At 68.6% G+C, this 21,844-nt stretch carries 24 protein-coding genes and 1 pseudogene; 19 read left to right on the forward strand and 6 right to left on the reverse strand.

All coding sequences use genetic code 11. From position 1 onward, the window contains the following. The first annotated feature begins 4 nt into the window (after positions 1 to 4). The 7 genes from ACWIDZ_RS10250 to ACWIDZ_RS10280 all read left to right on the forward strand — a co-directional run bounded on the left by ACWIDZ_RS10250 (position 5) and on the right by ACWIDZ_RS10280 (position 6,292). Positions 5 to 598 (forward strand): hypothetical protein, encoded by a 594-nt coding sequence (locus tag ACWIDZ_RS10250; RefSeq protein ID WP_453989555.1) that lies wholly within the window; start codon positions 5 to 7, stop codon positions 596 to 598. Between the two features lie 47 nt (positions 599 to 645). Then, complete coding sequence (locus ACWIDZ_RS10255) at positions 646 to 1,236, forward strand: TetR/AcrR family transcriptional regulator (RefSeq protein WP_312220329.1); 591 nt, start codon at positions 646 to 648, stop codon at positions 1,234 to 1,236. Next, entirely contained in the window at positions 1,233 to 1,571 is a 339-nt protein-coding gene (locus tag ACWIDZ_RS10260) for a DMT family transporter (RefSeq protein WP_453989556.1), read from the forward strand. Before ACWIDZ_RS10255 ends, ACWIDZ_RS10260 begins: the two co-directional genes overlap by 4 nt. Positions 1,572 to 1,615: 44 nt before the next feature. After that, entirely contained in the window at positions 1,616 to 2,101 is a 486-nt protein-coding gene (locus tag ACWIDZ_RS10265; RefSeq protein WP_291777912.1) for a YcgN family cysteine cluster protein, read from the forward strand. Positions 2,102 to 2,168: 67 nt separating this feature from the next. Further along, positions 2,169 to 4,577: an ATP-binding protein gene (locus ACWIDZ_RS10270; protein ID WP_453989557.1), complete on the forward strand. Its 2,409-nt coding sequence runs from the start codon at positions 2,169 to 2,171 to the stop codon at positions 4,575 to 4,577. A gap of 121 nt (positions 4,578 to 4,698) precedes the next feature. After that, positions 4,699 to 5,154 (forward strand): hypothetical protein, encoded by a 456-nt coding sequence (locus ACWIDZ_RS10275; protein ID WP_453989558.1) that lies wholly within the window; start codon positions 4,699 to 4,701, stop codon positions 5,152 to 5,154. After that, positions 5,054 to 6,292, forward strand: coding sequence for a DNA-packaging protein (locus tag ACWIDZ_RS10280; RefSeq protein ID WP_453989559.1), 1,239 nt, complete (start codon positions 5,054 to 5,056; stop codon positions 6,290 to 6,292). The genes ACWIDZ_RS10275 and ACWIDZ_RS10280 overlap by 101 nt, the downstream gene beginning before the upstream one ends. A 233-nt stretch (positions 6,293 to 6,525) precedes the next feature. On the opposite strand, the gene ACWIDZ_RS10285 is transcribed toward ACWIDZ_RS10280, so the two are convergent. Continuing rightward, entirely contained in the window at positions 6,526 to 7,227 is a 702-nt protein-coding gene (locus ACWIDZ_RS10285) for a DUF805 domain-containing protein (protein ID WP_291777964.1), read from the reverse strand. A 163-nt stretch (positions 7,228 to 7,390) separates the two neighbouring features. On the opposite strand from ACWIDZ_RS10285, the gene ACWIDZ_RS10290 reads away from it, so the two are divergent. From ACWIDZ_RS10290 to ACWIDZ_RS10335, 10 genes and pseudogenes are all read left to right on the forward strand, one after another. Next, positions 7,391 to 8,002 (forward strand): DUF2460 domain-containing protein, encoded by a 612-nt coding sequence (locus ACWIDZ_RS10290; RefSeq protein WP_338576430.1) that lies wholly within the window; start codon positions 7,391 to 7,393, stop codon positions 8,000 to 8,002. A gap of 3 nt (positions 8,003 to 8,005) precedes the next feature. After that, positions 8,006 to 8,689 (forward strand): baseplate hub domain-containing protein, encoded by a 684-nt coding sequence (locus ACWIDZ_RS10295; protein ID WP_453989560.1) that lies wholly within the window; start codon positions 8,006 to 8,008, stop codon positions 8,687 to 8,689. 31 nt (positions 8,690 to 8,720) lie between these two features. Beyond that, a complete protein-coding gene (locus ACWIDZ_RS10300; protein ID WP_453989645.1) occupies positions 8,721 to 9,104 on the forward strand; it encodes a peptidase P60 in 384 nt (127 codons plus the stop codon). Beyond that, a pseudogene (locus tag ACWIDZ_RS10305) lies at positions 9,101 to 9,348 on the forward strand (baseplate megatron protein TIM-barrel domain-containing protein). The gene ACWIDZ_RS10300 and the pseudogene ACWIDZ_RS10305 overlap by 4 nt, the downstream one beginning before the upstream one ends. Before the next feature lie 39 nt (positions 9,349 to 9,387). Continuing rightward, on the forward strand, positions 9,388 to 9,714 hold the full coding sequence (locus ACWIDZ_RS10310; protein ID WP_453989561.1) for a hypothetical protein: 327 nt from the start codon (positions 9,388 to 9,390) through the stop codon (positions 9,712 to 9,714). A gap of 17 nt (positions 9,715 to 9,731) precedes the next feature. Further along, on the forward strand, positions 9,732 to 10,250 hold the full coding sequence (locus tag ACWIDZ_RS10315; protein ID WP_453989562.1) for a hypothetical protein: 519 nt from the start codon (positions 9,732 to 9,734) through the stop codon (positions 10,248 to 10,250). Between the two features lie 166 nt (positions 10,251 to 10,416). After that, positions 10,417 to 11,355 (forward strand): DnaJ C-terminal domain-containing protein, encoded by a 939-nt coding sequence (locus tag ACWIDZ_RS10320; protein ID WP_453989563.1) that lies wholly within the window; start codon positions 10,417 to 10,419, stop codon positions 11,353 to 11,355. Between the two features lie 51 nt (positions 11,356 to 11,406). Next, positions 11,407 to 12,567: a phosphoserine transaminase gene (locus ACWIDZ_RS10325; RefSeq protein WP_453989564.1), complete on the forward strand. Its 1,161-nt coding sequence runs from the start codon at positions 11,407 to 11,409 to the stop codon at positions 12,565 to 12,567. A 90-nt stretch (positions 12,568 to 12,657) separates the two neighbouring features. Further along, positions 12,658 to 13,953, forward strand: a complete 1,296-nt coding sequence (locus ACWIDZ_RS10330; protein ID WP_291777984.1) for an adenylosuccinate synthase — start codon at positions 12,658 to 12,660, stop codon at positions 13,951 to 13,953. 76 nt (positions 13,954 to 14,029) lie between these two features. After that, a complete protein-coding gene (locus ACWIDZ_RS10335; protein WP_346485685.1) occupies positions 14,030 to 14,836 on the forward strand; it encodes a response regulator in 807 nt (268 codons plus the stop codon). A 14-nt stretch (positions 14,837 to 14,850) separates the two neighbouring features. Here ACWIDZ_RS10335 and rpoH read toward each other — a convergent pair whose 3' ends face one another. Both rpoH and ACWIDZ_RS10345 read right to left on the reverse strand, forming a co-directional pair. Then, positions 14,851 to 15,735: an RNA polymerase sigma factor RpoH gene (rpoH, locus tag ACWIDZ_RS10340; protein WP_291777990.1), complete on the reverse strand. Its 885-nt coding sequence runs from the start codon at positions 15,733 to 15,735 to the stop codon at positions 14,851 to 14,853. Positions 15,736 to 15,942: 207 nt separating this feature from the next. Further along, a complete protein-coding gene (locus ACWIDZ_RS10345) occupies positions 15,943 to 16,971 on the reverse strand; it encodes an RluA family pseudouridine synthase (protein WP_453989646.1) in 1,029 nt (342 codons plus the stop codon). 78 nt (positions 16,972 to 17,049) lie between these two features. Here ACWIDZ_RS10345 and ACWIDZ_RS10350 point away from each other — a divergent pair, with 78 nt between their 5' ends. After that, positions 17,050 to 17,688: a DUF2799 domain-containing protein gene (locus tag ACWIDZ_RS10350; RefSeq protein ID WP_453989565.1), complete on the forward strand. Its 639-nt coding sequence runs from the start codon at positions 17,050 to 17,052 to the stop codon at positions 17,686 to 17,688. A 67-nt stretch (positions 17,689 to 17,755) separates the two neighbouring features. On the opposite strand, the gene fba is transcribed toward ACWIDZ_RS10350, so the two are convergent. Further along, positions 17,756 to 18,820, reverse strand: coding sequence for a class II fructose-bisphosphate aldolase (gene fba / locus ACWIDZ_RS10355; protein WP_291777996.1), 1,065 nt, complete (start codon positions 18,818 to 18,820; stop codon positions 17,756 to 17,758). Between the two features lie 156 nt (positions 18,821 to 18,976). On the opposite strand from fba, the gene ACWIDZ_RS10360 reads away from it, so the two are divergent. Then, on the forward strand, positions 18,977 to 19,378 hold the full coding sequence (locus tag ACWIDZ_RS10360) for a hypothetical protein (RefSeq protein WP_346487271.1): 402 nt from the start codon (positions 18,977 to 18,979) through the stop codon (positions 19,376 to 19,378). A gap of 56 nt (positions 19,379 to 19,434) precedes the next feature. Here the strand turns inward: ACWIDZ_RS10360 and ACWIDZ_RS10365 are convergent, their stop codons facing one another. Together ACWIDZ_RS10365 and gap are read right to left on the reverse strand one after the other, a co-directional pair. Further along, positions 19,435 to 20,631, reverse strand: coding sequence for a phosphoglycerate kinase (locus ACWIDZ_RS10365; protein WP_453989566.1), 1,197 nt, complete (start codon positions 20,629 to 20,631; stop codon positions 19,435 to 19,437). Between the two features lie 113 nt (positions 20,632 to 20,744). Continuing rightward, positions 20,745 to 21,752, reverse strand: coding sequence for a type I glyceraldehyde-3-phosphate dehydrogenase (gene gap, locus ACWIDZ_RS10370; protein ID WP_343830912.1), 1,008 nt, complete (start codon positions 21,750 to 21,752; stop codon positions 20,745 to 20,747). Positions 21,753 to 21,844: the final 92 nt, after the last annotated feature.

The following is a 21,844-nucleotide window of genomic DNA, read 5'->3' on the forward strand; positions in this document are numbered from 1 at the left end:
TGGAATGGATCTGAGCGCCTCGGCGGGAGATAGTCGCGCCGCGAGGAAGGGGCCGGGCCGGGGCTGGTACGCCTTGGCGGCGCTGCCCATGATCTGCGGGTTCGCGGCCATGGGCGCGGTGCTGTTCACGCAACTGCCGAAGCTGGATGACGGGCTGGAGCAGATCGTCGTGCCGGGCGCGCGCGAACTGCGGCTGGATCCGGGCCGGCACACGGTCTTTCTGGAGTACCGCAGCGTCGTTGACGGCCGGGTCTATGCGGTCGATCAAGTGCCCGGTCTGGCCGTTCATGTCGAGGCGGCGGACGGCGCGCCGGTGGCGGTGAGCGCGCCCATGGGAAGCTCCACCTATTCAATGGGCGGACGTCAGGGCGAGGCGATCAATGTGTTCAGCGTCGAACGGGCCGGAACCTACAGGATCTCGGCCGACTATGACGGGCAGGTCGGGCCGCAGACGGTGATCGCCGTGGGACAGGGCTTCATGGGGCAGTTGTTCGCCACGGTCTTCCTGGGGCTGGGGGCTGTCTTCCTGGGCATGATCCTGACGGTGGCGACTGTGGTCGGGGTCTATCTGGCGCGGCGGAGAGCGAGACAGGCCTGAGCAAGTCTCGGCTTGACGCATACCGTCCAGTTGGTATGTAAAGCGTCATGGACACGCAGACCCTCCGCCGCACGCCCGAAGACACCCGCCGCCAGATCATCGAGGCGGCCATCGAACTCGCCGCCGAAGAGGGGGCGATGGCGGTGACGCTGGACGCCGTGGTGGCGCGGCTGCCGTTCAGCAAGGGCGCCCTGCTGCATCACTTTCCGAACAAGCTGGCCCTGCTGGAAGGGGTGATCGACTATCTCGCCACCGAGATGGCGGCCGCGGTGCTGGCCGAGGCGGCGCGCGACCCCAATCCCTATGGCCGCAACGCCCGGGCCTATCTGCGGGCGGTCGTCAATGAGCCGGCCACGGAGCGGGACGTCAGCATCGGTCGGGCGGCCCTGGCCGCCTGCGCCATAGAGCCGAGCCTGATCCCGCGTTGGCGTGCGGCGATGAAGACCCTGGCCGCCGATGACCCGGAAGACCTGGCAGGCAAGGACGACGCCCTGATGCTGCGGCTGATCGCGGACGGCCTGTGGATGACCGACCTGTTCGGTACGCATGAGGTGTCGCCGGAGCAGCGCAAGGCTCTGCTGTCGCTGCTGACGCCGGGCAGCCTGTTGACGGACGCCTATGGGGGAGCGGCCGCGTGAACCCGACCACCTGGCTGGCCCTGCTGGGCGCGATCGGCTTCGAGGTGATGGGGACGACCCTGTTGCAGCAGTCGCAACAGTTCACCAGGCCCTGGCCCACGGCGGGCCTGGCGGTGTGTTACGGCGTCGCCTTCTATCTGTTGACCCTGGCGCTGAAGCAGATGCCGGTGGGGTTGGCCTACGCCATCTGGAGCGGGCTGGGGGTGGTGCTGATCTCGGTGATCGGCCTGTTCCTGTTCAAGCAGAAGCTGGATGCGCCCGCGATCATCGGCCTGGTGCTGATCATCGGCGGGGTGGTGGTGATCAACGTCTTCTCCAAGAGCGTGACGCACTAGGCAGAGGGCGACAGATGCGCCCTGGAGGGGTATAGGGCGCGGCCATGAAATCCACGCCTGCCAAGCCGTTCTGGGAAACCAAGACGCTCGCCGAGATGTCTCCGGCCGAGTGGGAGAGCCTGTGCGACGGCTGCGGCCTGTGCTGCGTCATCCGTTTCGAGGATGAGGACACGGGCCAGATCATTCCGACGCACGTCCACTGCAAGCTGTTCGACCCGGACCGCTGCACCTGCACCGATTACGCCCAGCGCCAGGCCGAGGTGCCGGACTGCGTGCAACTGACGCCGGACAATATCGAACGGCTGAAGTGGATGCCCCTGTCGTGCGCCTATCGCCGCTTGCACGAGGGACGGCCGCTGGCCTGGTGGCATCCGCTGGTGTCGGGCGACCCGGAGACGGTGCACGCGGCGGGGGTGTCGGTGCGCCGCCAGACGGTGTGCGAGACGGCGCTGAGGGAAGCCGAGGACGCTCTCGATTTCGAGGCGCCGGAGTGGATGGCCGAGCGGGGAACGCAGCCCCGGCCGGCCTGATCGGGTCCGCTAACGAATATTTCGGGGTTAGGCGCGACAAGGAACAACCGAGCGGGGGGAACGCGAGTTGTCATTCACCAAGAGCATAGAGGCGTTGGAAGGCCCCGGCGGGCCGTTTCAGCGCCTGGTGGATTTCGCCGCGACCCTGTTCGATTGCCGGGCGGCGGTGGTGACCCTGCTGACCGAGCGGGACGCGGTCATCCGCTCGAGCGCGGGCGTGTGCATGCAGCGCATTCCGCAGGAGGACAGCCTGGCGCCCATCCTGACGGCGATGGGGCCGGGGGCCACGCTGGTGTCGACCGATCCCCAGGGCGACCCGCGTCTGAAGAACCACGCCCTCGTCCGCAAGACGCCGCATCTGAGGTTCGTCGTGGTCGCGACCCTGTGCCATCCGGCCGGGCGGCCGGTCGGCGCCTTCAGCATCCTGGACGACCGGGAGCGGCCGGAGCCGACCTCGAAGCAGATGGAGCAACTGGCCAGTCTGGTGGGCATGGCGGAGGACATCATCGCCGGTCTGGACGCCGCGCGCATCCGGGACGAGCGGCTGGAGACGCTGCGCCTAGTCGAGCAGATGTCGGGCGTCGGCCACTGGCGGCTGGAACGGAAGCGGCGGGTGATGGAATGGTCCGATGAGGTCTATCGCATTCACGGCGTCGAACGCGGCCGGTTCGTCACGGATCTGGACCAGACGCTGGCCTTCTATGGGGAAGAGGACAAGGCGCGGCTGGGCGAGCTGATCGAGACGGCCCTGACCGAGGGGCGTCCCTATATGGCCAAGCTGATCCTGATCCGGGCCGACGGCGAGGAGCGGCGTGTTCTGACCCACGCCGAGACCGAGCGCGGAGAGGACGGCCAGGTCTCGGCCATCTTCGGCGTCTTCCAGGACGTGACCGACCAGGAAAAGGTGCTGGAGCGGGCGCGCCGCGACGAGGGGCGTTATCGCCTGCTGGCCGAGAACGTCGGCGACGTCATCACCCGCGTGAAGATGGACGGGTCGAGCAAATACATCTCGCCCGCGATCAAGCAGCTTCTGGGCTGGACGCTGGAAGAGATGAGCGGCCAGTCGACCGACTATGTGCACCCTGAGGACAAGCACCTGGTCCTCAAGGCCATCGGCGAGGCGGTGAAGACCGGAACGCCCACCCGCCTGGAGCATCGCGCGGTGCACCGGGACGGCCATACGGTCTGGGTGGAATGCACCTTCAAGGCGCTGAAGGACGAGCACGGCCACGTGGACGACGTGGTGGTGGTGATCCGCGACATGACCCAGCGCAAGCTGCTGGAGGACGAGGTCATCGAGGCCAAGGAGCGCGCCGAGAAGGCGGCCCGGGCCAAGAGCGAATTCCTGGCCAATATGAGCCATGAGCTGCGGACGCCGCTGACCAGCGTCATCGGCTTTTCGGGTCTGCTGCACGGTTCGGAGCACCTGCCGCCGGAAGAGCGCATCTATGTCGAGCGCATCGCCACGGCGTCGGAGGCCCTGCTGGGCGTCATCAACGACATCCTCGACTATTCCAAGCTGGAAGCCGACGCCATCGAGATGGACCCCGAGCCGTTCGACACGCGGGCCCTGGTGGACGGCGCCGCCGCCATCATCGAGAGCCAGTGCTCGCTCAAGGGGTTGATCCTGCGCGTCGTGGTCGCCGCCGACACGCCCGAGCGGCTGACCGGCGACAAGGGGCGGCTGAGGCAGGTGATCCTCAACTTCCTGTCCAATGCGGTGAAGTTCACGGCGCGCGGCGAGGTGACGCTGGAGCTGGGCGGCCGGTTGGACGAGAACGGCCAATGGCGGATGCGGGCGGCGGTCCGCGACACCGGCATCGGCATTCCGGCCGAGAAGATCGAGGAGCTGTTCCACCGCTTCACCCAGGCCGATGCCTCGACGACGCGGGTCTACGGCGGGACGGGGCTGGGGCTGGCCATCTCGCGCCGTCTGGTCGAGCTGATGGGCGGAGAGATCGGCGTCGACAGCACGCCGGGCCAGGGCTCGACCTTCTGGTTCGAGGCGCCGTTGGCCGTGGCCGCCGCCGGTGATCAGGTGATCGAGACACGCCAGGGACGAGCGGCCGAGCAAACGATCCGGGGCCGGGTGCTGATGGCCGACGACGCGGCGGCCAACCGCGAACTGGTCAGCGCCATCCTGCGGAATCTGGGGCTGGAGATCGACACGGTCGCCGACGGCGCGGAGGCGGTCCATGCGGTCCAGTCGGGCGCCTATGACCTGGTGCTGATGGACGTGCATATGCCGGTCATGGACGGGCTGAAGGCGACCCGCGAAATTCGCCGGATGCAGGCGGGGAGCGGACGCCGGACGCCGATTCTGGCCCTGACCGCCAATGTCCAGGCCGAGCAGGTTACCCGCTGCCTGGAGGCGGGCATGGACGGCCATCTGGCCAAACCCATCCAGATCGCGGAGCTGGCCGCGGCCCTGACCCGGTGGCTGTCGGGCGGCGATCCGGCGGCGATGGCGGTCTAGGCGTCGGCCATGGCGTCGCGGCTATCGCAGCCGAGGGCGCGGATCCCTGTGATTTCCCGGCTTTGGGAGGTTCTGGAGGCTGTTCGCCAGCCTGAGGACGCTGGTCCGCTATGGTTCGGTCATGGCGGGAAAAGGGGACGAGGCGGAGCGGGCGGCGGCGGTCGCGCAGTGGCTGGACGGAGCGCTGGGGCGGCTGATGCAGCTGACCGATGAAGCGATCGCCGTGGTGGCCGCCGCAGAGCCTCCGGCCGACGTGGCCGAGGCCGAGAAGCGGGGGCGCGCCATCGGCGTGCTGGCCCGCACGGCCAAGGTGGTGGCCGCGCTGGCGGCGGCGTCTCCTCGCAGGATCCGCGATCCCGAAGAGGACGGAATGAGCGAAGACGATCGTGAACTCAGCAACGATGAAGAACGGGCGGTGCGGGCAGAGCTCGAGTCTCGTCTCGATCATCTTCTCGGGGTCGCCGAGCGCAAGGGATTTGGCGCGACGGCGGCTGGAACAGGCGACGCGCGAGGAACTGCTGCGGCTGCTGAAGGCGACGCCGAGGCTGAACGACGACCAGGTCTGGCCGCCGCCTGATACGGATTGGCGGACCTGGGTGCTGCTGGGCGGGCGAGGGTCGGGCAAGACCTTCGCGGGCGGCTTCTGGATGAACGAACTGGCCAAGGCGAAGGATCGCACCTTCGCCCTGGTCGGACCGGCGCTGCACGACGTGCGCGAGGTGATGGTCGAGGGGCCGTCGGGGCTGAAGGCGCAGGCTCCGGGCGACAACCGGCCGCGCTGGGAGGCGGGGCGGCGCAGGCTGGTCTGGCCCTCGGGCGCGGCGGCCTATGCGTTTTCGACGGAAGACCCGGACAGCCTGCGCGGGCCGCAGTTTCATGCGGCGTGGGCGGATGAGTTCTGCGCCTGGAGGAATATCGAGGCGACGCTGTCGAATCTGAGGTTCGGGCTGCGGTTGGGGGCGGACCCCAAGCTGGCGATCACGACGACGCCGCGACCGATTCCGGCGCTGAGGCGGTTGCTGGCCGAGCCGGGGGTGGTGAAGGCGCGGCTGGCGACCAAGGGTAATGCAGCTCATCTGGCGCCAGGGTTTCTGGGTCATCTGCAGGCGCTCTACGCCGGGACGCGGCTGGAGGCGCAAGAGATGGAGGGGCTGGTGGTCGAGGCCGACGGCGCCCTGTTCCGGGCCGAGGATCTGGCGCGGGGAAGCCGACCAACGAAATTCGAGCGGGTGGAGGTGGCGGTCGATCCGCCCGCCAGCGCCCACGGCGACGCCTGCGGGATCGTGGCGGCGGGGCGCAAGGATCGGACGGGCTATGTGCTGGCGGATCGTTCGGCGCGGGGGCTGTCGCCCGCCGGATGGGCGCGGCGCGTGGCCGAGACGGCGCGAGAGTTCGACGCCGACCTGGTGCTGGCCGAGGCCAATCAGGGCGGGGAGATGGTGCGGGCCCTGCTGGGGCAGGCGGACTGTCCGGCGCAGGTGAAACTGGTTCACGCCAGCAGGAGCAAGAAGGCGCGGGCGGAGCCGGTGGCGGCGCTCTACGAGCAGGGGCGGGTCGTCCACTGCGGGGCGTTTCCGGCGCTGGAGGAAGAGATGATGGCGCTGGGGAGCGAGACGCCGGGGGCGAAGAGCCCGGATCGGGCGGATGCGCTGGTCTGGGCGCTGACGCATCTGTTGCTGGCCGGGAAGACGCAGCCGAGGTTGCGGGCGTTGTGATCGGATACTTCTCCCTCAAGGGGAGAAGGGTTTGGACATGGAGAATCATATGGATTGGCGACGACCGTTCGGTCGGCGGCGCGTTGCTGCGCCTGAAATCAAGGATAGTCGCACGGGGCCGCTGATCGCCTTGACCGGCGCGGGGCGGGCGCGGTGGACGTAGCGAGGCGTCGCGCGATAGCGCAAAAAGAAAGGGACGCCCGGAGGCGTCCCTTTACAGACCGGTGGGTCGATTACTCGCCCTTGGGGTTGGGGCCGAACTTGTTGTCGCCCTTCTGGCTGTCGACGATGCCGATCCAGAGGAGGAAGCCGAGGCCGACCAGCAGCATGATGCTGAGGCCGCCCATCATCGAGCCCAGCATGGACAGGGCCACGGAGGGGTCTTCGCTCTCGAAGGCTTGCGGATTGGTGATGATGGCGGTGCCGACGGCGCCGATGATCATGAAGAAGCCGATGATGTTGGCGACCCAGGGGATGACGGCGAACCAGCCGGACTTGCCCATGTCGTGCAGGCGCTTCACCGTGATGGCCAGGTTCGGCCAGATCAGCGCGAGCGAGATCAGGCCGCCGAGGATGGGAATCCAGCCCAGCACCACGCCGGCGCCGAGCAGGATCAGCCAGCTGATCCAGAAATGCTGGCGGCGCAGGCGGCCGTTGAAGGACAGCATGGCCGTGGCGAAGTCATAGGCGCCGAGCGGGGCGCCGCCCGTCGACGAGGCGGCGGCCTGGCCGAAGGCCGCAGCGGGGGCGGTGGAGGCCAGGATCATGATCTGGGTCGCCTCCATGCCTTCCGGCACGAAGTCGACGCGGGCGCCGACGGCGACGGTTCCGCCAGCCTGGATGTCAGCGCGCGTGAAGCCGTAGCGGATGCTGTCGTCGCCGCTGATCAGGCCCGTGCCCGAGACGTCGTCATAGCTGAGAATTTCGCCGCGCACGCGGATCTCCTGTCTTGTTTCCGGCTTGGCCGTGTTGTGACGAAAGCATGGCTGAGCCTGGCCGTTCGGACAACCCGAAGACTGCCGTCGGGTGAAGTTTTTCGCGAAACGTTCGCAATCTGTCCCGCGACGGGACGCAATCCACATCAAGTAGCGAGGACGTATGGCCTTTCATGAGGTGCGCCTGCCTGCGCGGCTGGCGTTCGGCTCGACCGGCGGGGTCGAGCGGAGGACGGAAATCACGACGCTGGCGTCAGGGTTCGAGCGGCGCTCGACGCCCTGGGCGGACGGGCGCAGGCGCTATCTGATCGGGGCAGGGTTGCGGTCGCTGGACGACATGGCGGCGCTGACCGCGTTTTTCGAGGCGCGGCGCGGGCGACTGCACGGGTTCCGGTTTCGCGACTTTGCGGACTTCAGGAGCGGGGCGCCGGGGGCGGCCGTGGCGCCGCTGGATCAGGGGATCGGGACGGGAGACGGGCAGGCGCGCGTCTTTCAGTTGAGCAAGGCTTACGGCGATCACCGACGCCTGATCGCCAAGCCGGTCGAGGGATCGGTGCGGGTCGCGGTGGCGGGCGTGGAGACGGCGGCCTTCTCGCTGGAGGCGACGACGGGGCGGGTGACGCTGGCGACGGCGCCGCCGGATGGCGCGGCGGTGACGGCGGGCTTCGCCTTCGACGTGCCGGTCCGCTTCGACGCGGACCGGATGGAGGTGACGCTGGAGAGCTTCGGCGCCGGGCGGATGGTCGCCATGCCTCTGATCGAGGTGCGGGTCTGAGCCATGCGGAATGTTCCGGACGAACTGGCCGCCCGCATCGAGAGCGGGGCGGCGACGCTGTGTCATGTCTGGCTGCTGAGGCGGGCTGACGGGCGGGCGATGGGCTTCACCGACCATGACCGCGATCTGGAGGTTGAGGGCGTGGCGTGCCGGGCGGCCAGCGGCTGGACCGGCGGGGCGGGCGACGGCGAGGTCGGGCTGTCGGCGGGTGCGCTGTCGGCGTCGGGCGGGTTGGATGATGCGGCGATCACCGAAGAGGACATAGCGGCGGGGCGATATGACGCCGCCGAGGTCGAGCTGTGGCGCGTGGACTGGATGCGGCCGGACCTGAGGGTGCGGCTGTGGAAGGGGCGGCTGGCGCGGATCCGGCGCGAGAGCGGGCGCTTCGTCGCCGATCTGGACGGGCCGATGGCGGCGCTGGAGCGAGTGGTCGGACGGACCTACGGCCGGGGCTGCGACGCGGTGCTGGGCGACGGGCGTTGCCGATTGGGCGCGGCGGCGGTCGCGGGGCGCAGTTGCGACAAGCGGTGGGCGACCTGCGTGGGGGTCTTCGGGAACGGGGTCAACTTCCAGGGCTTTCCAGACATTCCGGGCGAGGACTTCCTGACGACACGGCCTGTGGCGGGGCGCAATGACGGCCGGAGCCGCAGGCGATGGGATGGGGCACAGGATTCTCCCTCCCCATGAAGGGGAGGGAGAGGCGCGGCGTGCGTTGATTGTGGCGGCGGCGCGGGGGTGGCTGGGGACGCCCTATCGGCATCATGCCAGCGTGAAGGGCGAGGGGGCGGATTGCCTGGGCCTGGTGCGTGGAGTGTGGCGCGAGGTGGTCGGCGAGGAGCCGGAGGCGCCGCCGCCCTATCGCCCCGACTGGGCCGAGGTCGGGGGCGAGGAGACGCTGTGGGCCGCCGCGCGGCGGCGTTTGGTGGAGATCGCGCCGGAGCGGGCGGGGCTGGGCGATGTGCTGCTGTTCCGCATGGCGGCGGGGTGTCCGGCCAAGCATTGCGCGATCCTGAGCGCCGTCGAGGGGCCGGAGCGGCGCATGGTCCACGCCTATGGGGGGGCGGTGGTCGAGAGCTGGATGGGGGCGTGGTTCCGGGGATGAAGCCGATCCGGTTGACCGAGTTCGGCTGTGCGGCGGTGGATCGCGGGGGCAATGCGCCGAACCTGTCCAGGATCCCAAGAGTAGCGAGAACGCTCTGCCGCCGTACTCTACGGGCACCCGCGACGACCGGATGCAGCGGCAGCTGATCGAGGCGGTGCTGGGGCATTATGCGCAGCCGGCGAACAACCCGATCTCGGGCATCTATGGCGGGCGGATGCTGGAAGGGGCGGACGTTTGGTGCTGAGACGCCCGGCCCTATCCGGCGTTTCCGGCGCTGGATCAGGTGTGGGCGGACGCGGGCGCCTGGCGCACGGGGCACTGGCTGAACGGAAGGATGGGCGGCGATGGGCGCGGTCTGATTGAGGCGATCCTGAAGCGAGGAGGGCTGTCCGAAGCGGACTTTACGGTCGAGGCGGTAGACGGCGGGGTGACTGGCTATGTCATCGACCGGCCGATGGCGACGAAGGACGCGTTGGCGCCGCTGGTTCAGGCGTTGGGGGCGACGACGGCCGAGCGCGGCGGCAAGGCAGCCGTGCTGGGCGAGACGGTGCGGGAGATGACGCTGGATCAGGCGGCGCTGGCCCTGCCGGACAAGGGCGGGAGGCGCTGAGGCTGGAGCCGGGCGATGTGACGGCGGTGGAGGGCCGCGCGGGCGACTGGCGCGTGGAGCGGCTGGACTGGGACGAGACGCCCAGCGCGGTGCTGACGCCGGTGGTCGAGGTGGCGGTCCTGGATGCGCCGGAAGACTGGCGCGGAGAGGGCGGCGGGGCGGCGACTGTGGGGGTGCCGTTCCTGATGCTGCTGGACCTGCCGCCGTTGCCGGGAGAGGAGGCGGACGGGCGGCCGGTGGTCGCGGCGGCGGCCGAGCCCTGGACGCCGATGGCGCTGCATGGCGGGGGCTCGGTCGACAGCCTGACGCAGAGGGCGGTGGTGGAGACGCCCGCGACGGTGGGAACGCTGGCGGCGCCGCTGCGGCCCGGCGTGGTCGGGCGCTGGGACGGGCGGGCGATCCGATCGAGGTCGATCCGAGACGGTTCCGGGTGCGGGTGCTGGACGGCGCCGTCGTGCGTCGGGTCTGGGAGGTCGAGGGGCTGGCGGCCGTCTATGGCGGGGCAGAGGCGGGGGTGGATTTTCCGGATGGGGTAAGCAACGCCCGCGTCGCCGTGGCCCAGTGGGGCGAGGCTTTCGGCTGGGGGGCGGAGGCGGTGGCGCCGTTGATGCCGCCGATCTAAACCATGTCCGCCCCTTTCGGCGAGCGGGCGCATGGCTTAACTGACGCTCTGGTCTGTGTTGATCCGGAGTGGAGCGAAAATTGGCTGGCGATCCCTATCAGGAACTGGGCGTTTCCAAGGGCGCGAGCGCGGAGGAGATCAAGAAGGCGTTCCGCAAACTGGCCAAGGAACTGCACCCCGACAAGAACCCCGGCGACAAGGCGGCCGAGGAGCGGTTCAAGCACATTACCGCCGCCTTCGACCTGCTGGGCGACGCCGAGAAACGCGCGAAATATGATCGCGGCGAGATCGACGCTGACGGACGCGAGCAGTTCCGCGGCTTCGGCGGCGCAGGGCAGGGCGGACGTCCGGGCGGCGGCGGGTTCGGCGGCTTTGGTTTCGGCGGGCGCGGCGAAGGCGGTCCTGGCGGACGGGCCGGGTTCGAAGATATCGATCTGGAAGAGATTTTTGGCGCCTTCGGCGGCGGCGGGGCCCGCAACGCCGGGCGCGGGTTCGGCGGTGGGCGAGGGCAGGATGTGCGCGCCACGCTGGATATCAGCCTTGAGGACGCCATCGCCGGGACCACGCGCCGTATCCAGTTCTCGGATGGACGGATGCTGGACGTGACCATCCCCAAGGGGGCGTCTGAAGGCCAGACCATCCGGTTGAAGGGGCAGGGCGCGCCGGGGCGGGGCGGTCAGTCAGGCGACGCCCTGATCGAACTGCGCATCCAGCCGCATCCGGTGTTCAAGCGCGACGGGGCCGATCTGACGATGGATCTGCCGGTGTCGGTTCCGGACGCGGTGCTGGGCGGCAAGATCCAGGTGCCGACGCCCGAGGGCGCGGTGATGATGACCATTCCCAAGGGCTCGAACTCGGGCAAGGTGCTGCGGCTGAAGGGGCGCGGCGCCTATGCGAACGGCAGGCGCGGCGACCTGATGGCGAAGCTGGTGGTGACGCTGCCCGAGACGCCGGACGACGAACTGGTCCGGTTTGCGACCGAATGGCGTGAACGCCGGCCCTACAAGCCCGGCCGTTGATGGCCTAAAGGCTTGGCCTTCCTCCTCTCCTGCGAGACTTCAGAGACTGACATGACGCCCAAGCCTGCCGTCAAGCCCGCTCGCCCCTGGTTCTCTGCCGGGCCGACGGCCAAGCGTCCGGGCTGGGAGCTGGCGAACCTGCCGACGAACCTGATGGGGCGGGGCATCCGCGCGCCGGAGGTGGTCGAGCGGTTCGCGCATGGACTGCGGCTGACGCGCGAGGTGCTGAGCCCGCCGGACGACTATGTCATGCTCTATACGCCGGGATCGGACACGGGGGCGGTCGAAGCGGCGTTGTGGTGCATGTTGGGCGAGCGGCCGGTGCAGGTGGTCGCCTATGAGAATTTCGGCCTGACCTGGCTGGCCGACGTCAAGGATCATCTGGGACTGGAGCCCGAGGCCCTGACGGCGCCGTGGGGCGATCTGCCGGACCTGGCGAGGGTCGACCCGAAGAAGGATGTGGTGTTCCCTTGGAACGGCACGACCTCGGGCGTGCGCGTGCCGAACGGCGACTGGATCGCCGATGACCGCGAGGGGCTGACGATCTGCGATGCGACCTCGGCGGCGTTCGCGATGGACCTGCCGTGGGACAAGCTGGACGTGACCACCTTCAGCTTCCAGAAGGCGCTGGGCGGCGAGGCGGGCATCGGCCTGATGGTGCTGTCGCCGCGCGCCGTGGCGCGGCTGGACGCCTATCGCCCGGATCGGGCCGTGCCCAAGGTGCTGCGGATCGTCGACAAGAAGGGCTTCGATCGGACCCTGGCGGACGGGGTGGCGATGAACACCTTTTCGATCCTGACCATCGAGGACTGGATCGACGCCCTGGACTGGGCGAAGGCCGTGGGCGGCCTGCCCGCGCTGATCGCGCGCACCAACGCCAACTATGCGGCCCTGGCCGAATGGGTGCAGCGGACCGACTGGATCGACTTCCTGCCGGAGCGGGAGGAAATCCGTTCGACCACCTCGGTCTGCCTGAAGTTCGTCGATCCGCGCATCGCAGCGATGGAAGAGGCGGGCCAGAAGGCCTTCGTGAAGCGGTTCAAGGCGCTGCTGGAAGGCGAGGGGGCGGTGTATGACATGGAGCCGCATCGTTACGCCCCGCCGGGCCTGCGCCTGTGGTGCGGCTGCACGATCGAGACGGCGGACGTCGTGGCCGCGACGCCGTGGCTGGAATGGGCGTTCCAGACGGCGGTCGGCGAGTTGGCGGGATAATTCTGCACCTCATTCCGTGCGAGTGGGGCGACTCCGGACGATTCAGGGGTTATAGGCTCCCACCGCATTCTGGATTGCGGAGAAACGGTCTTGGCGAACGTCGCGGTGGTCGGCGCCCAATGGGGCGACGAGGGCAAGGGCAAGATCGTGGACTGGCTGTCCAATCGCGCCGACATGGTGGTGCGGTTCCAGGGCGGCCATAACGCGGGCCACACCCTGGTCGTCGACGGCAAGGTCTACAAGCTGGCGCTGCTGCCCTCGGGCGTGGTGCAGGGCAAGCCCTCGATCATAGGCAACGGCGTGGTCGTCGATCCCTGGCACCTGGTCGGCGAGATCGAGAAGATCCAGGCCCAGGGCGTGGCCATCACCCCCGACATCCTGACCATCGCCGACAACGCCTGCCTGATCCTGCCGATCCATCCGGCGCTGGACGTGGCGCGCGAGGCCGCCGCCAGCGCGCCGGGGGCCAAGATCGGCACGACCGGACGCGGCATCGGCCCGGCCTATGAGGACAAGGTCGGCCGCCGCGCCATCCGCGTCTGCGACCTGGCCAATGAAGAGGATCTGAAGGTCAAGATCGACCGCCTGCGCTCGCACCACGATCCGCTTCGCGCCGGTCTGGGGCTGGAGCCGATCGACCCGGCGGCCCTGCTGGCGCAACTGCTGGAGATCGCGCCGAAGATCCTGCCCTACGTCAAGCCGGCGTGGCGCGTGCTGGATCAGGCCCAGAAGGCGGGCAAGCGCGTGCTGTTCGAGGGCGCGCAGGGCGCCTTCCTGGACGTGGACCACGGCACCTATCCCTATGTGACGTCGTCCAACACGGTCGCCGGACAGGCGGCGGCGGGCTCGGGCATCGGTCCGCGCGGCGTCGGTTACGTGCTGGGCATCGTGAAGGCCTATACGACCCGTGTGGGCGAAGGGCCCTTCGCCTGCGAACTGAACGACGAGGTCGGCCAGCACCTGGCGGTGGTGGGGCGTGAGATCGGCGTGAACACGGGCCGGTCGCGCCGCTGCGGCTGGTTCGACGCCGTGCTGGTGCGCCAGTCGGTGGCGATCAACGGCATCGACGGCATCGCCCTGACCAAGCTGGACGTGCTGGACGGGCTAAAGACGCTGAAGATCTGCGTCGGCTATCGCATCAACGGCGAGGTGCTGGACTATCTGCCGTCCAGCCTGAAGGATCAGGCCTCGGCCGAGCCGGTGTTCGAGGAACTGGAAGGCTGGACCGAGAGCACGGGCGGCGTCCGCAGCTTCAAGGATCTGAACGCCCATGCGCTGAAGTATGTGCGGCGGATCGAGGAGCTGATCGGCGCGCCGGTGGCCCTGCTGTCGACCAGTCCCGAGCGTGACGACACCATTCTGATGCGCGATCCCTTCCAGGGCTGAGTTTACATTCTGGCATAAGGCAACGACGCCTTAACCCGTCGAGCATAGGGTCGGGCTCTGGAATGGAGCTCGCCCCGTGTTCGCCCTAGACGCCAAGACGATGCAGAGGATCGCGCCGGTGGTGCGGCGCGTGCTGATCGTCGATCCCAATCCCGCCGCCGCGCGCCTGCTGATGGACCTGCTCAAGGGGTTTGGGTCGCGCGAGGTGGTGGTCGAAGGCGACGAGTCGCGCGTGCTGGACCTGGCGCGGGAGATGGAGCCGGGGCTGATCTGCACCGAGAGGGCGGGGCCGAAGCTGGACGGCGAGGCTCTGGTGCGGCGTATCCGTCGCTCCAGCCTGTCGTGCCGGCGCGCGCCGATCATCATGGTCACAGCCGAGGCGACCGCCAGCGCCATCAAGGGCGCGCGGGACTCCGGCGTGCATGAGTTCCTGAGAAAGCCCTTCACCAGCGGCGACCTGCAGCGGCGGATCGAGAACCTGGCGACCAAGCCGCGCGACTGGGTCGAGGCGGTGGGCTATGTCGGACCGGACCGGCGGCGCTTCAACTCGGACGACTACGCGGGTCCGCAGAAGCGACGGGCGGACAAGCCGCGCTCGGGCGCCGAGGCTGCGGTGGCGGTCAAGGATCAGGCGATGCGGATCCTGTTCTCGGCCCTGACGCAGTTCGACAGCGACCCGTTGCAGGCCGTGCGCGCCATCAAGCAGCAGGCCGAGACCCTGAAGGCGCTGGCCATCAAGACGGGCGATGCTCCGCTGGCTATCGCCGCGGCCGGGCTGGACACGGTGCTGGCCGCCGGAGCGCCGACCAAGGCTTCGCTGACGGCGCCGGTTCAGGCGGTGCTGAAGCTGGCGCCGCCCGAGACCCTGGCGCGGGCGGGTTAGGAGACGGGTCGACGTCAGGCGTCGACCAGGTTCCGTTCCTCAGCCGCAGCGCGCATGGCCTTCTGCAGCTTTTCGAAGGCGCGGACCTCGATCTGGCGGACGCGCTCGCGGCTGACGCCGTACTGACCGGCCAGTTCCTCGAGCGTGACCGGGTCGTCCTTGAGCCGGCGTTCGGTCAGGATGTGCTTCTCACGGTCGGTCAGCTCTTCCATGGCCTCTTGCAGCAGGCCCATGCGGATCGACTTTTCCTCGCTCTCGGCCAGTTCGGTCTCCTGGCTGACGGCGTTGTCGTCGGCCAGCCAGTCCTGCCACTCGCTTTCGCCGTCGGCGCGCAACGGAGCGTTCAGCGAGGCGTCGCCGCCGAGACGGCGGTTCATGTCGATGACGTCCTGCTCGGTCACGCCCAGCTTGGTGGCGATGTGCGAGACGTGGTCGGGGTGCAGATCGCCTTCCTCGAAGGCCGAGATCTGGCTCTTGGCCTTGCGCAGGTTGAAGAACAGCTTCTTCTGCGCCGCCGTGGTGCCCATCTTCACGAGCGACCAGGAGCGCAGGATGTATTCCTGAATGGACGCGCGAATCCACCACATGGCGTAGGTCGCCAGGCGGAAGCCCTTGTCAGGGTCGAATTTCTTGACGGCCTGCATCAGGCCGACGTTGCCTTCCGAGATCACCTCGCCGATCGGCAGGCCGTAGCCGCGATAACCCATGGCGATCTTGGCCACGAGGCGCAGGTGAGAGGTCACGAGTCGGTGGGCGGCCTCGGTGTCCTGGTGTTCGCTCCACCGCTTGGCGAGCATGAACTCCTCGTCCTTGGTCAGCATGGGAAACTTACGGATTTCCGTAAGATAACGGGACAGTCCCTGTTCGGGCGACATCACCGTCAGCGTATTGTTGGCCATATGGTCCCTCCGGCTGCATGAGCTGGCGCTACGGTTCCGACCACATGACGTGCATCTTCACCTCGCCCCTCAACTGACAAGATGGGAATCCGTTGCCCGAAGCGGAAGGGGCGGATTGTCCCAATTCGGCGGCGACGGTCCGTCGTCGTCGGTCATCTATCTAGCACAGATGTTGTTGCGAATAAAGCGGCCCGCTCCGGGGCCGCCTCAGAGGTCGGCCAGAAGGGCTTCCAGGCGTTGCATGTCCTCGGGCGGAGCGGTTTCGAAGCGTAGCGCCTGACCGGTCACAGGATGGACGAAGCCGAGGACGGCGGCGTGCAGGGCCTGGCGTTTCAGCCCGGCCGCCTCGACGGCCGCGCGGACCGGGGCGGAGGGGCTGCCCGAGCCGTAGACGGGATCGCCGAGCAGGGGCGCGCCTCTGGACGCCATGTGGACGCGGATCTGGTGGGTGCGGCCGGTGTGTAGAGTGCAGGCGACGCGGGCGGCCAGGGGGGCGTTCGAAGCCTTGGCCGGGCGGCCGAAGGTCTGCTGGACCACATAGTCGGTGATCGCCTCGCGTCCGCCGGAACGCAGCACGGCCATCTTCTTGCGGTCGCCGCTGGAGCGGCCGATCTGGGTCTGGATGCGGCCCTTCTCGGGCGTGGGGGCTCCGCGCGTGAGAGCCACATAGGTGCGTTCGATGTCGTGGGCGGCGAACAGGGCGGACAGGCCGACGTGAGCGCGGTCGGACTTGGCGGCGACCATGACGCCCGAGGTGTCCTTGTCGAGGCGGTGGACGATGCCGGGGCGGGCGACGCCGCCGATGCCGGACAGGCTGTCGCCGCAATGCGCCAGAAGCGCGTTGACCAGGGTGCCGGTCTCGCAGCCGGGCGCCGGGTGGGCGGCCATGCCGGGCGTCTTGTCGATGACGATCAGGTCGGCGTCCTCGAACAGAACCGTCAGCGGAAGGGATTCGGGTTGCGGCGTCGCCGGCGCGACGGGCGGCAGGGCGACGGCGTAGAGGCCGGGTCGGGCCTTGGCCGAGCCGCTGGAGACGACCTGCCCGTCGCGGGTCACGGCGCCGTCGGCCAGCAGGGCCTGGAGCCGGGCGCGCGACAAGGCGGGGAAGGCCTCCGCCAGCGCCTTGTCCAGGCGCACGCCGGAGGCGTCGATGCGCGCCTGCATCACCTCGACGGCGTCGCGGGGCGCCTCTTCAAGCGTTTCGTCGTCTTCCGTCAGCAAGGGTTCATCGGCCATAGGGCGAAATAGCATGGCTTGCGCAGAGAGGCGTCATCGGTCCTTGAACGCACGAAATACGCCCTGGAGGGGCCGAAGATGAAGTCGCTGATCGCCGCTGTTGTCGCTGTATCGGGCGTGGTCCTGCTGTCGGGCTGCGCCACCATGAACGAGGATCAGTGCCTTGTCGGCGATTGGGGCGGTCAGGGCTGGCGCGACGGCGCGGCCGGACGCCAGGTCAGCCGCCTGGACGATCACGCCAAGGCCTGCGCCAAATACGGGGTGGCGCCGAACATGAGCGCCTATCTGGCCTCGCGAGAGGACGGGTTGCGGACCTATTGCACGTGGGAGAACGGCTTCCGGCAGGGTCGTGAAGGGAACAGCTATGGGGGAGTCTGCGCCCCGGCCGAGGAGCGCGACTTCCTGCCCGCCTATGAGGACGGACGACGCATCCATGCGGTCGAGCAGGCGGTGAGCTCGGCGGAGAGCGCATTGAACTCGGCGATCAGCCGTATCGACAATCGCGAGGACAAGCTGGAAGCCAAACAGCGCGAACTGCGTCAGGAAGGGCTGACCGATGAGGAACGTCGTCGCATCCGCGACCGTATCCGCGAGGTGCGCGAGGAAATCCGCGACGCCCGCCGGGATGCGCGTCAGGCCGAGGAGGCGCTTCACTACGCCGAGATCGAGGCGCGGGCGGTGCGCGGCGCGATCGGCGGCCGCTACGGCGTCTGGTGAAGATGAAAACGCCCGCCTCCATCGACTGGAGGCGGGCGTTTCCGTCCGATCAGGACGCGACCGGCGATCAGCCGATGCGCGGGTCCAGTTCGCCCGAAGCGTAACGCTTGGCCATCTGGGCGGTGGACAGGGGCTTGATCTTCGAGGCCTGGCCTTCGCAACCGAAGGCCTGATAGCGCTCGATGCACAGCTTGCGCATGGCTTCCTTGGCGGGCTTCAGATAGGCGCGCGGGTCGAACTCGCCCGGCTTCTCGGCCAGCACCTTGCGGATGGCGCCGGTCATGGCCATGCGGTTGTCGGTGTCGATGTTGACCTTGCGCACGCCGTTCTTGATGCCGCGCTGGATTTCCTCGACCGGCACGCCCCAGGTCTGGGGCATCTGGCCGCCATACTGGTTGATGATGTCCTGCAGGTCCTGCGGCACCGAGCTTGATCCGTGCATCACCAGGTGGGTGTTGGGCAGGCGGCGGTGGATTTCCTCGATCACGTTCATGGCCAGGACTTCGCCGTCCGGCTGACGCGTGAACTTGTAGGCGCCGTGCGAGGTGCCCATGGCGATGGCCAGGGCGTCGACCTTGGTGGCCTTGACGAAGTCGACGGCCTGATCCGGGTCGGTCAGCAGGGCCGAGTGGTCCAGCTTGCCTTCAAAGCCGTGGCCGTCTTCGGCCTCGCCCATGCCGGTCTCGAGGCTGCCCAGCACGCCCAGTTCGCCCTCGACCGAGACGCCGCAGCTGTGGGCCATCTCGGTGACGCGGCGGGTGACGTCGACGTTGTAGTCGTAGGAGGCGGGCGTCTTGGCGTCTTCTTCCAGCGAGCCGTCCATCATCACCGAGGTGAAGCCGTACTGGATGGCGGTGGCGCAGGTGGCGGGGCCGTTGCCGTGGTCCTGGTGCATGCAGACCGGGATGTGCGGATACAGTTCGACCAGGGCGTCGATCAGCCGGGCCAGGACGATGTCGTTGGCGTAGGAGCGGGCCCCGCGCGAGGCTTGGATGATGACCGGCGCGTTGACGGCGTCGGCGGCCTCCATGATGGCCAGGCCCTGCTCCATGTTGTTGATGTTGTAGGCGGGCAGGCCGTAGTCGTGCTCCGCCGCGTGGTCGAGCAGTTGTCGCAGCGTGATGCGCGCCATGGATAGTCTCCTGAACCGGTTATGATTTTGCCCGACCTCTTAGCCGTTCGGGCGGGGGAAGTCACGCCGGGTTACAGCGCCGCGGCGTAGTGGACTTTGTGCGCTGAAGCCCTATGGGGTTCCGACGCGTGAACAGCGTCAGACCAGGGAGCGGCTATGGGCCAGAATGATGATGCGCTGGACGAGGACGGCGGCGGTTTCGACGTCGACGACTGGTCGCGGCTGACGCCCTTCGCCGGCACTGTGGCGACGCTGGATGACGTTCAGGCGGGCAAGGCCGTCTTCGCCCTGGGCGATACGGAAGAGGCGCGCGTCATCGACATGGAACTGCCTCAGCCGGTCATCTGGTGGGAAGATGACGGCGAGCAGGCGGCGGTCATCGTTCAAGCCGAGGCCCACGTCGGGCCCGACGGCGATCTGATGGAAGTGCTGGGCTTGATCCTGCCGGACGGCGGCGGGGCGGTGGCCCTGCTGGACGACGTCGATCTGGTGGACGACACCGATCCGACGTGGCGCGATCTGGTCGCGCGCGCCGTCGATATGGACGGCGAAGACTAAAGCTTTCGACATCAGGGGCGAGGGCCGCGAACAGCCCTCGCCTTGATGGTTGTCGCTTAAGCGGCGCGCAGGGCCTCGACGCCCGGCAGAACCTTGCCCTCCATCCATTCAAGGAAGGCGCCGCCCGCGGTGGAGACGAAGGTCATGTCGTCGGCCGTGCCCGCGTGGTTCAGGGCCGCGACGGTGTCGCCGCCGCCGGCCACGGCGACCAGCTTGCCGGCCTTGGCCAGTTCAGCGGCGTGCTTGGCGGCTTCGACCGTGGCCTTGTCGAAGGGCGGGACCTCGAACACGCCCAGCGGGCCGTTCCAGATCAGGGTCTTCGACAGGTCCATGGCGCGGTTCAGGCGGGCGACGGTTTCCGGCCCGGCGTCCAGGATCAGGTCGTCGGCGGCGATGCGGTCCAGGGCGCGCACGCCCGATTCGATGCCCGGCTTGACGCCCTTGGCCACCACCACATCGACCGGTAGCAGCAGTTCGCAGCCCTGACGGCGGGCTTCCTCGATGATCTCGCGGGCGGTGTCGGCCAGATCCTTCTCGCACAGCGAACCGCCGACATCGACGCCCTGGGCGAACAGGAAGGTGTTGGCCATGCCGCCGCCGATGGCCAGATAGTCCAGCTTGGCGACCAGGTTCTTCAGCAGGTCGAGTTTGGTCGAGACCTTGGCGCCGCCGACGATGCCGATGACCGGCTTCTGCGGCTTGCCGAGCGCCGCATCCAGCGCCTCAAGCTCGCGCGCCATGGCGCAACCCGCATAGGCGGGCAGCAGGCGGGCCAGCCCTTCCGTCGAGGCGTGGGCGCGGTGTGCGGCCGAGAAGGCGTCGTTGACGTAGAGGTCGCCCAGCTCAGCCAGCTGCTGGGCGAAGGCCGGGTCGTTCTTTTCCTCGCCCTTGTGGAAGCGGACGTTCTCCAGCAGCAGCACGCCGCCCGCGTCCAGATCGGCCACGGCGGCCTGGGCCTCATCGCCCACGCAGTCGTCGGCGAAGCGCACGGGGCCGTGCAGCAGCAGCTCCAGCGGTTGAACGACGGGCTTCAGGCTCATCGACGGCACGCGCTCGCCCTTGGGACGGTCGAAGTGGGCCAGCAGCACCACCTTGGCGCCCGCTTCGCGCAGGCGGTGGATGGTCGGCAGGGCGGCCGTCAGGCGGGTATCGTCGGTGACGTTTCCGTCCTCCATCGGCACGTTGAAATCCACGCGGACCAGGGCGGCCTTGCCCGAAAGGTCGGAAACGTCGTCGAGGGTGCGGAAGGTCATCGGTGATCCGTCTTTAATCTGGGGCGGCGGGCCCGTCGTCTTGAAACAAGGGGCTCTCAGCCGTTCGGCGAGAGCCCCTCATAGGTCAGCAGTCTGTCAGGCGCGAGACCGGATCAGAGGAACTTCGCCATCTCGAGGGCGGTGTCCGACATGCGGGTCGCGAAGCCCCACTCGTTGTCGTACCAGGTCAGGACGCGGGCCAGTTTGCCGTCGACGACCTGCGTCTGGGGCAGGGCGGCGGTCGACGAGGCGGCCACGTGGTTCAGGTCGATCGACACCAGCGGATCGGTGGTCGTGGCCAGGACGCCGCTCATCGGGCCGTTCGCGGCGGCCAGCAGGGCGGCGTTGATTTCCTCGACGGTGACTTCGCGACCGGCGACGACCTTCAGGTCCACGACCGAGACGTTCGGGGTCGGGACGCGGATCGACGAGCCGTCCAGCTTGCCCTTCAGTTCGGGCAGGACCAGGCCCAGAGCCTTGGCGGCGCCGGTCGAGGTCGGGATCATGCTGAGGGCGGCGGCGCGGCCGCGGTACAGATCCTTGTGCATCGTATCCAGCGTCGGCTGGTCGCCGGTGTAGGCGTGGATGGTGGTCATGTAGCCGCGCTCGATGCCGAACAGGTCGTGCAGCACCTTGGCCACCGGGGCCAGGGCGTTGGTCGTGCACGAGCCGTTGGACACGACGATGTCGTCGGCCGTCAGGGTCTCATGGTTGACCTTGAAGACGATGGTCTTGTCGGCGCCGTCGGCCGGGGCCGAGACCAGCACGCGCTTGGCGCCCGCCTTCAGGTGAGCCGAGGCCTTGTCCTTGGAGGTGAAGATGCCCGTGCATTCCAGGGCGATGTCCACCTTCAGCTCGGCGTGCGGCAGGTTGGCCGGGTCGCGCTCGGCCGTGACCTTGATCTTGCCGGTGCCGACGTCGATCCAGTCTTCGCCCGTCGTGACCGTGCCGGGGAAGCGGCCGTGCACCGAGTCATAGCGGAACAGGTGGGCGTTGGTCTCGACCGGACCCAGGTCGTTGATCGCCACGACCTCAATGTCCTTGCGGCCGTGCTCGACGATGGAGCGAAGGACGAGGCGGCCGATGCGGCCGAAGCCGTTGATGGCGACGCGAACGGTCATGGGGGGAGGTCTCCTGAACCAAGGGTTATTTATGATTGGCGCCTTAGTGGGACGGAGCGCGCGCGGTTGCAACCCCGTCGCCGTAACAAGGC

It is taken from the genome of Brevundimonas sp. NPDC055311, from assembly GCF_053645695.1.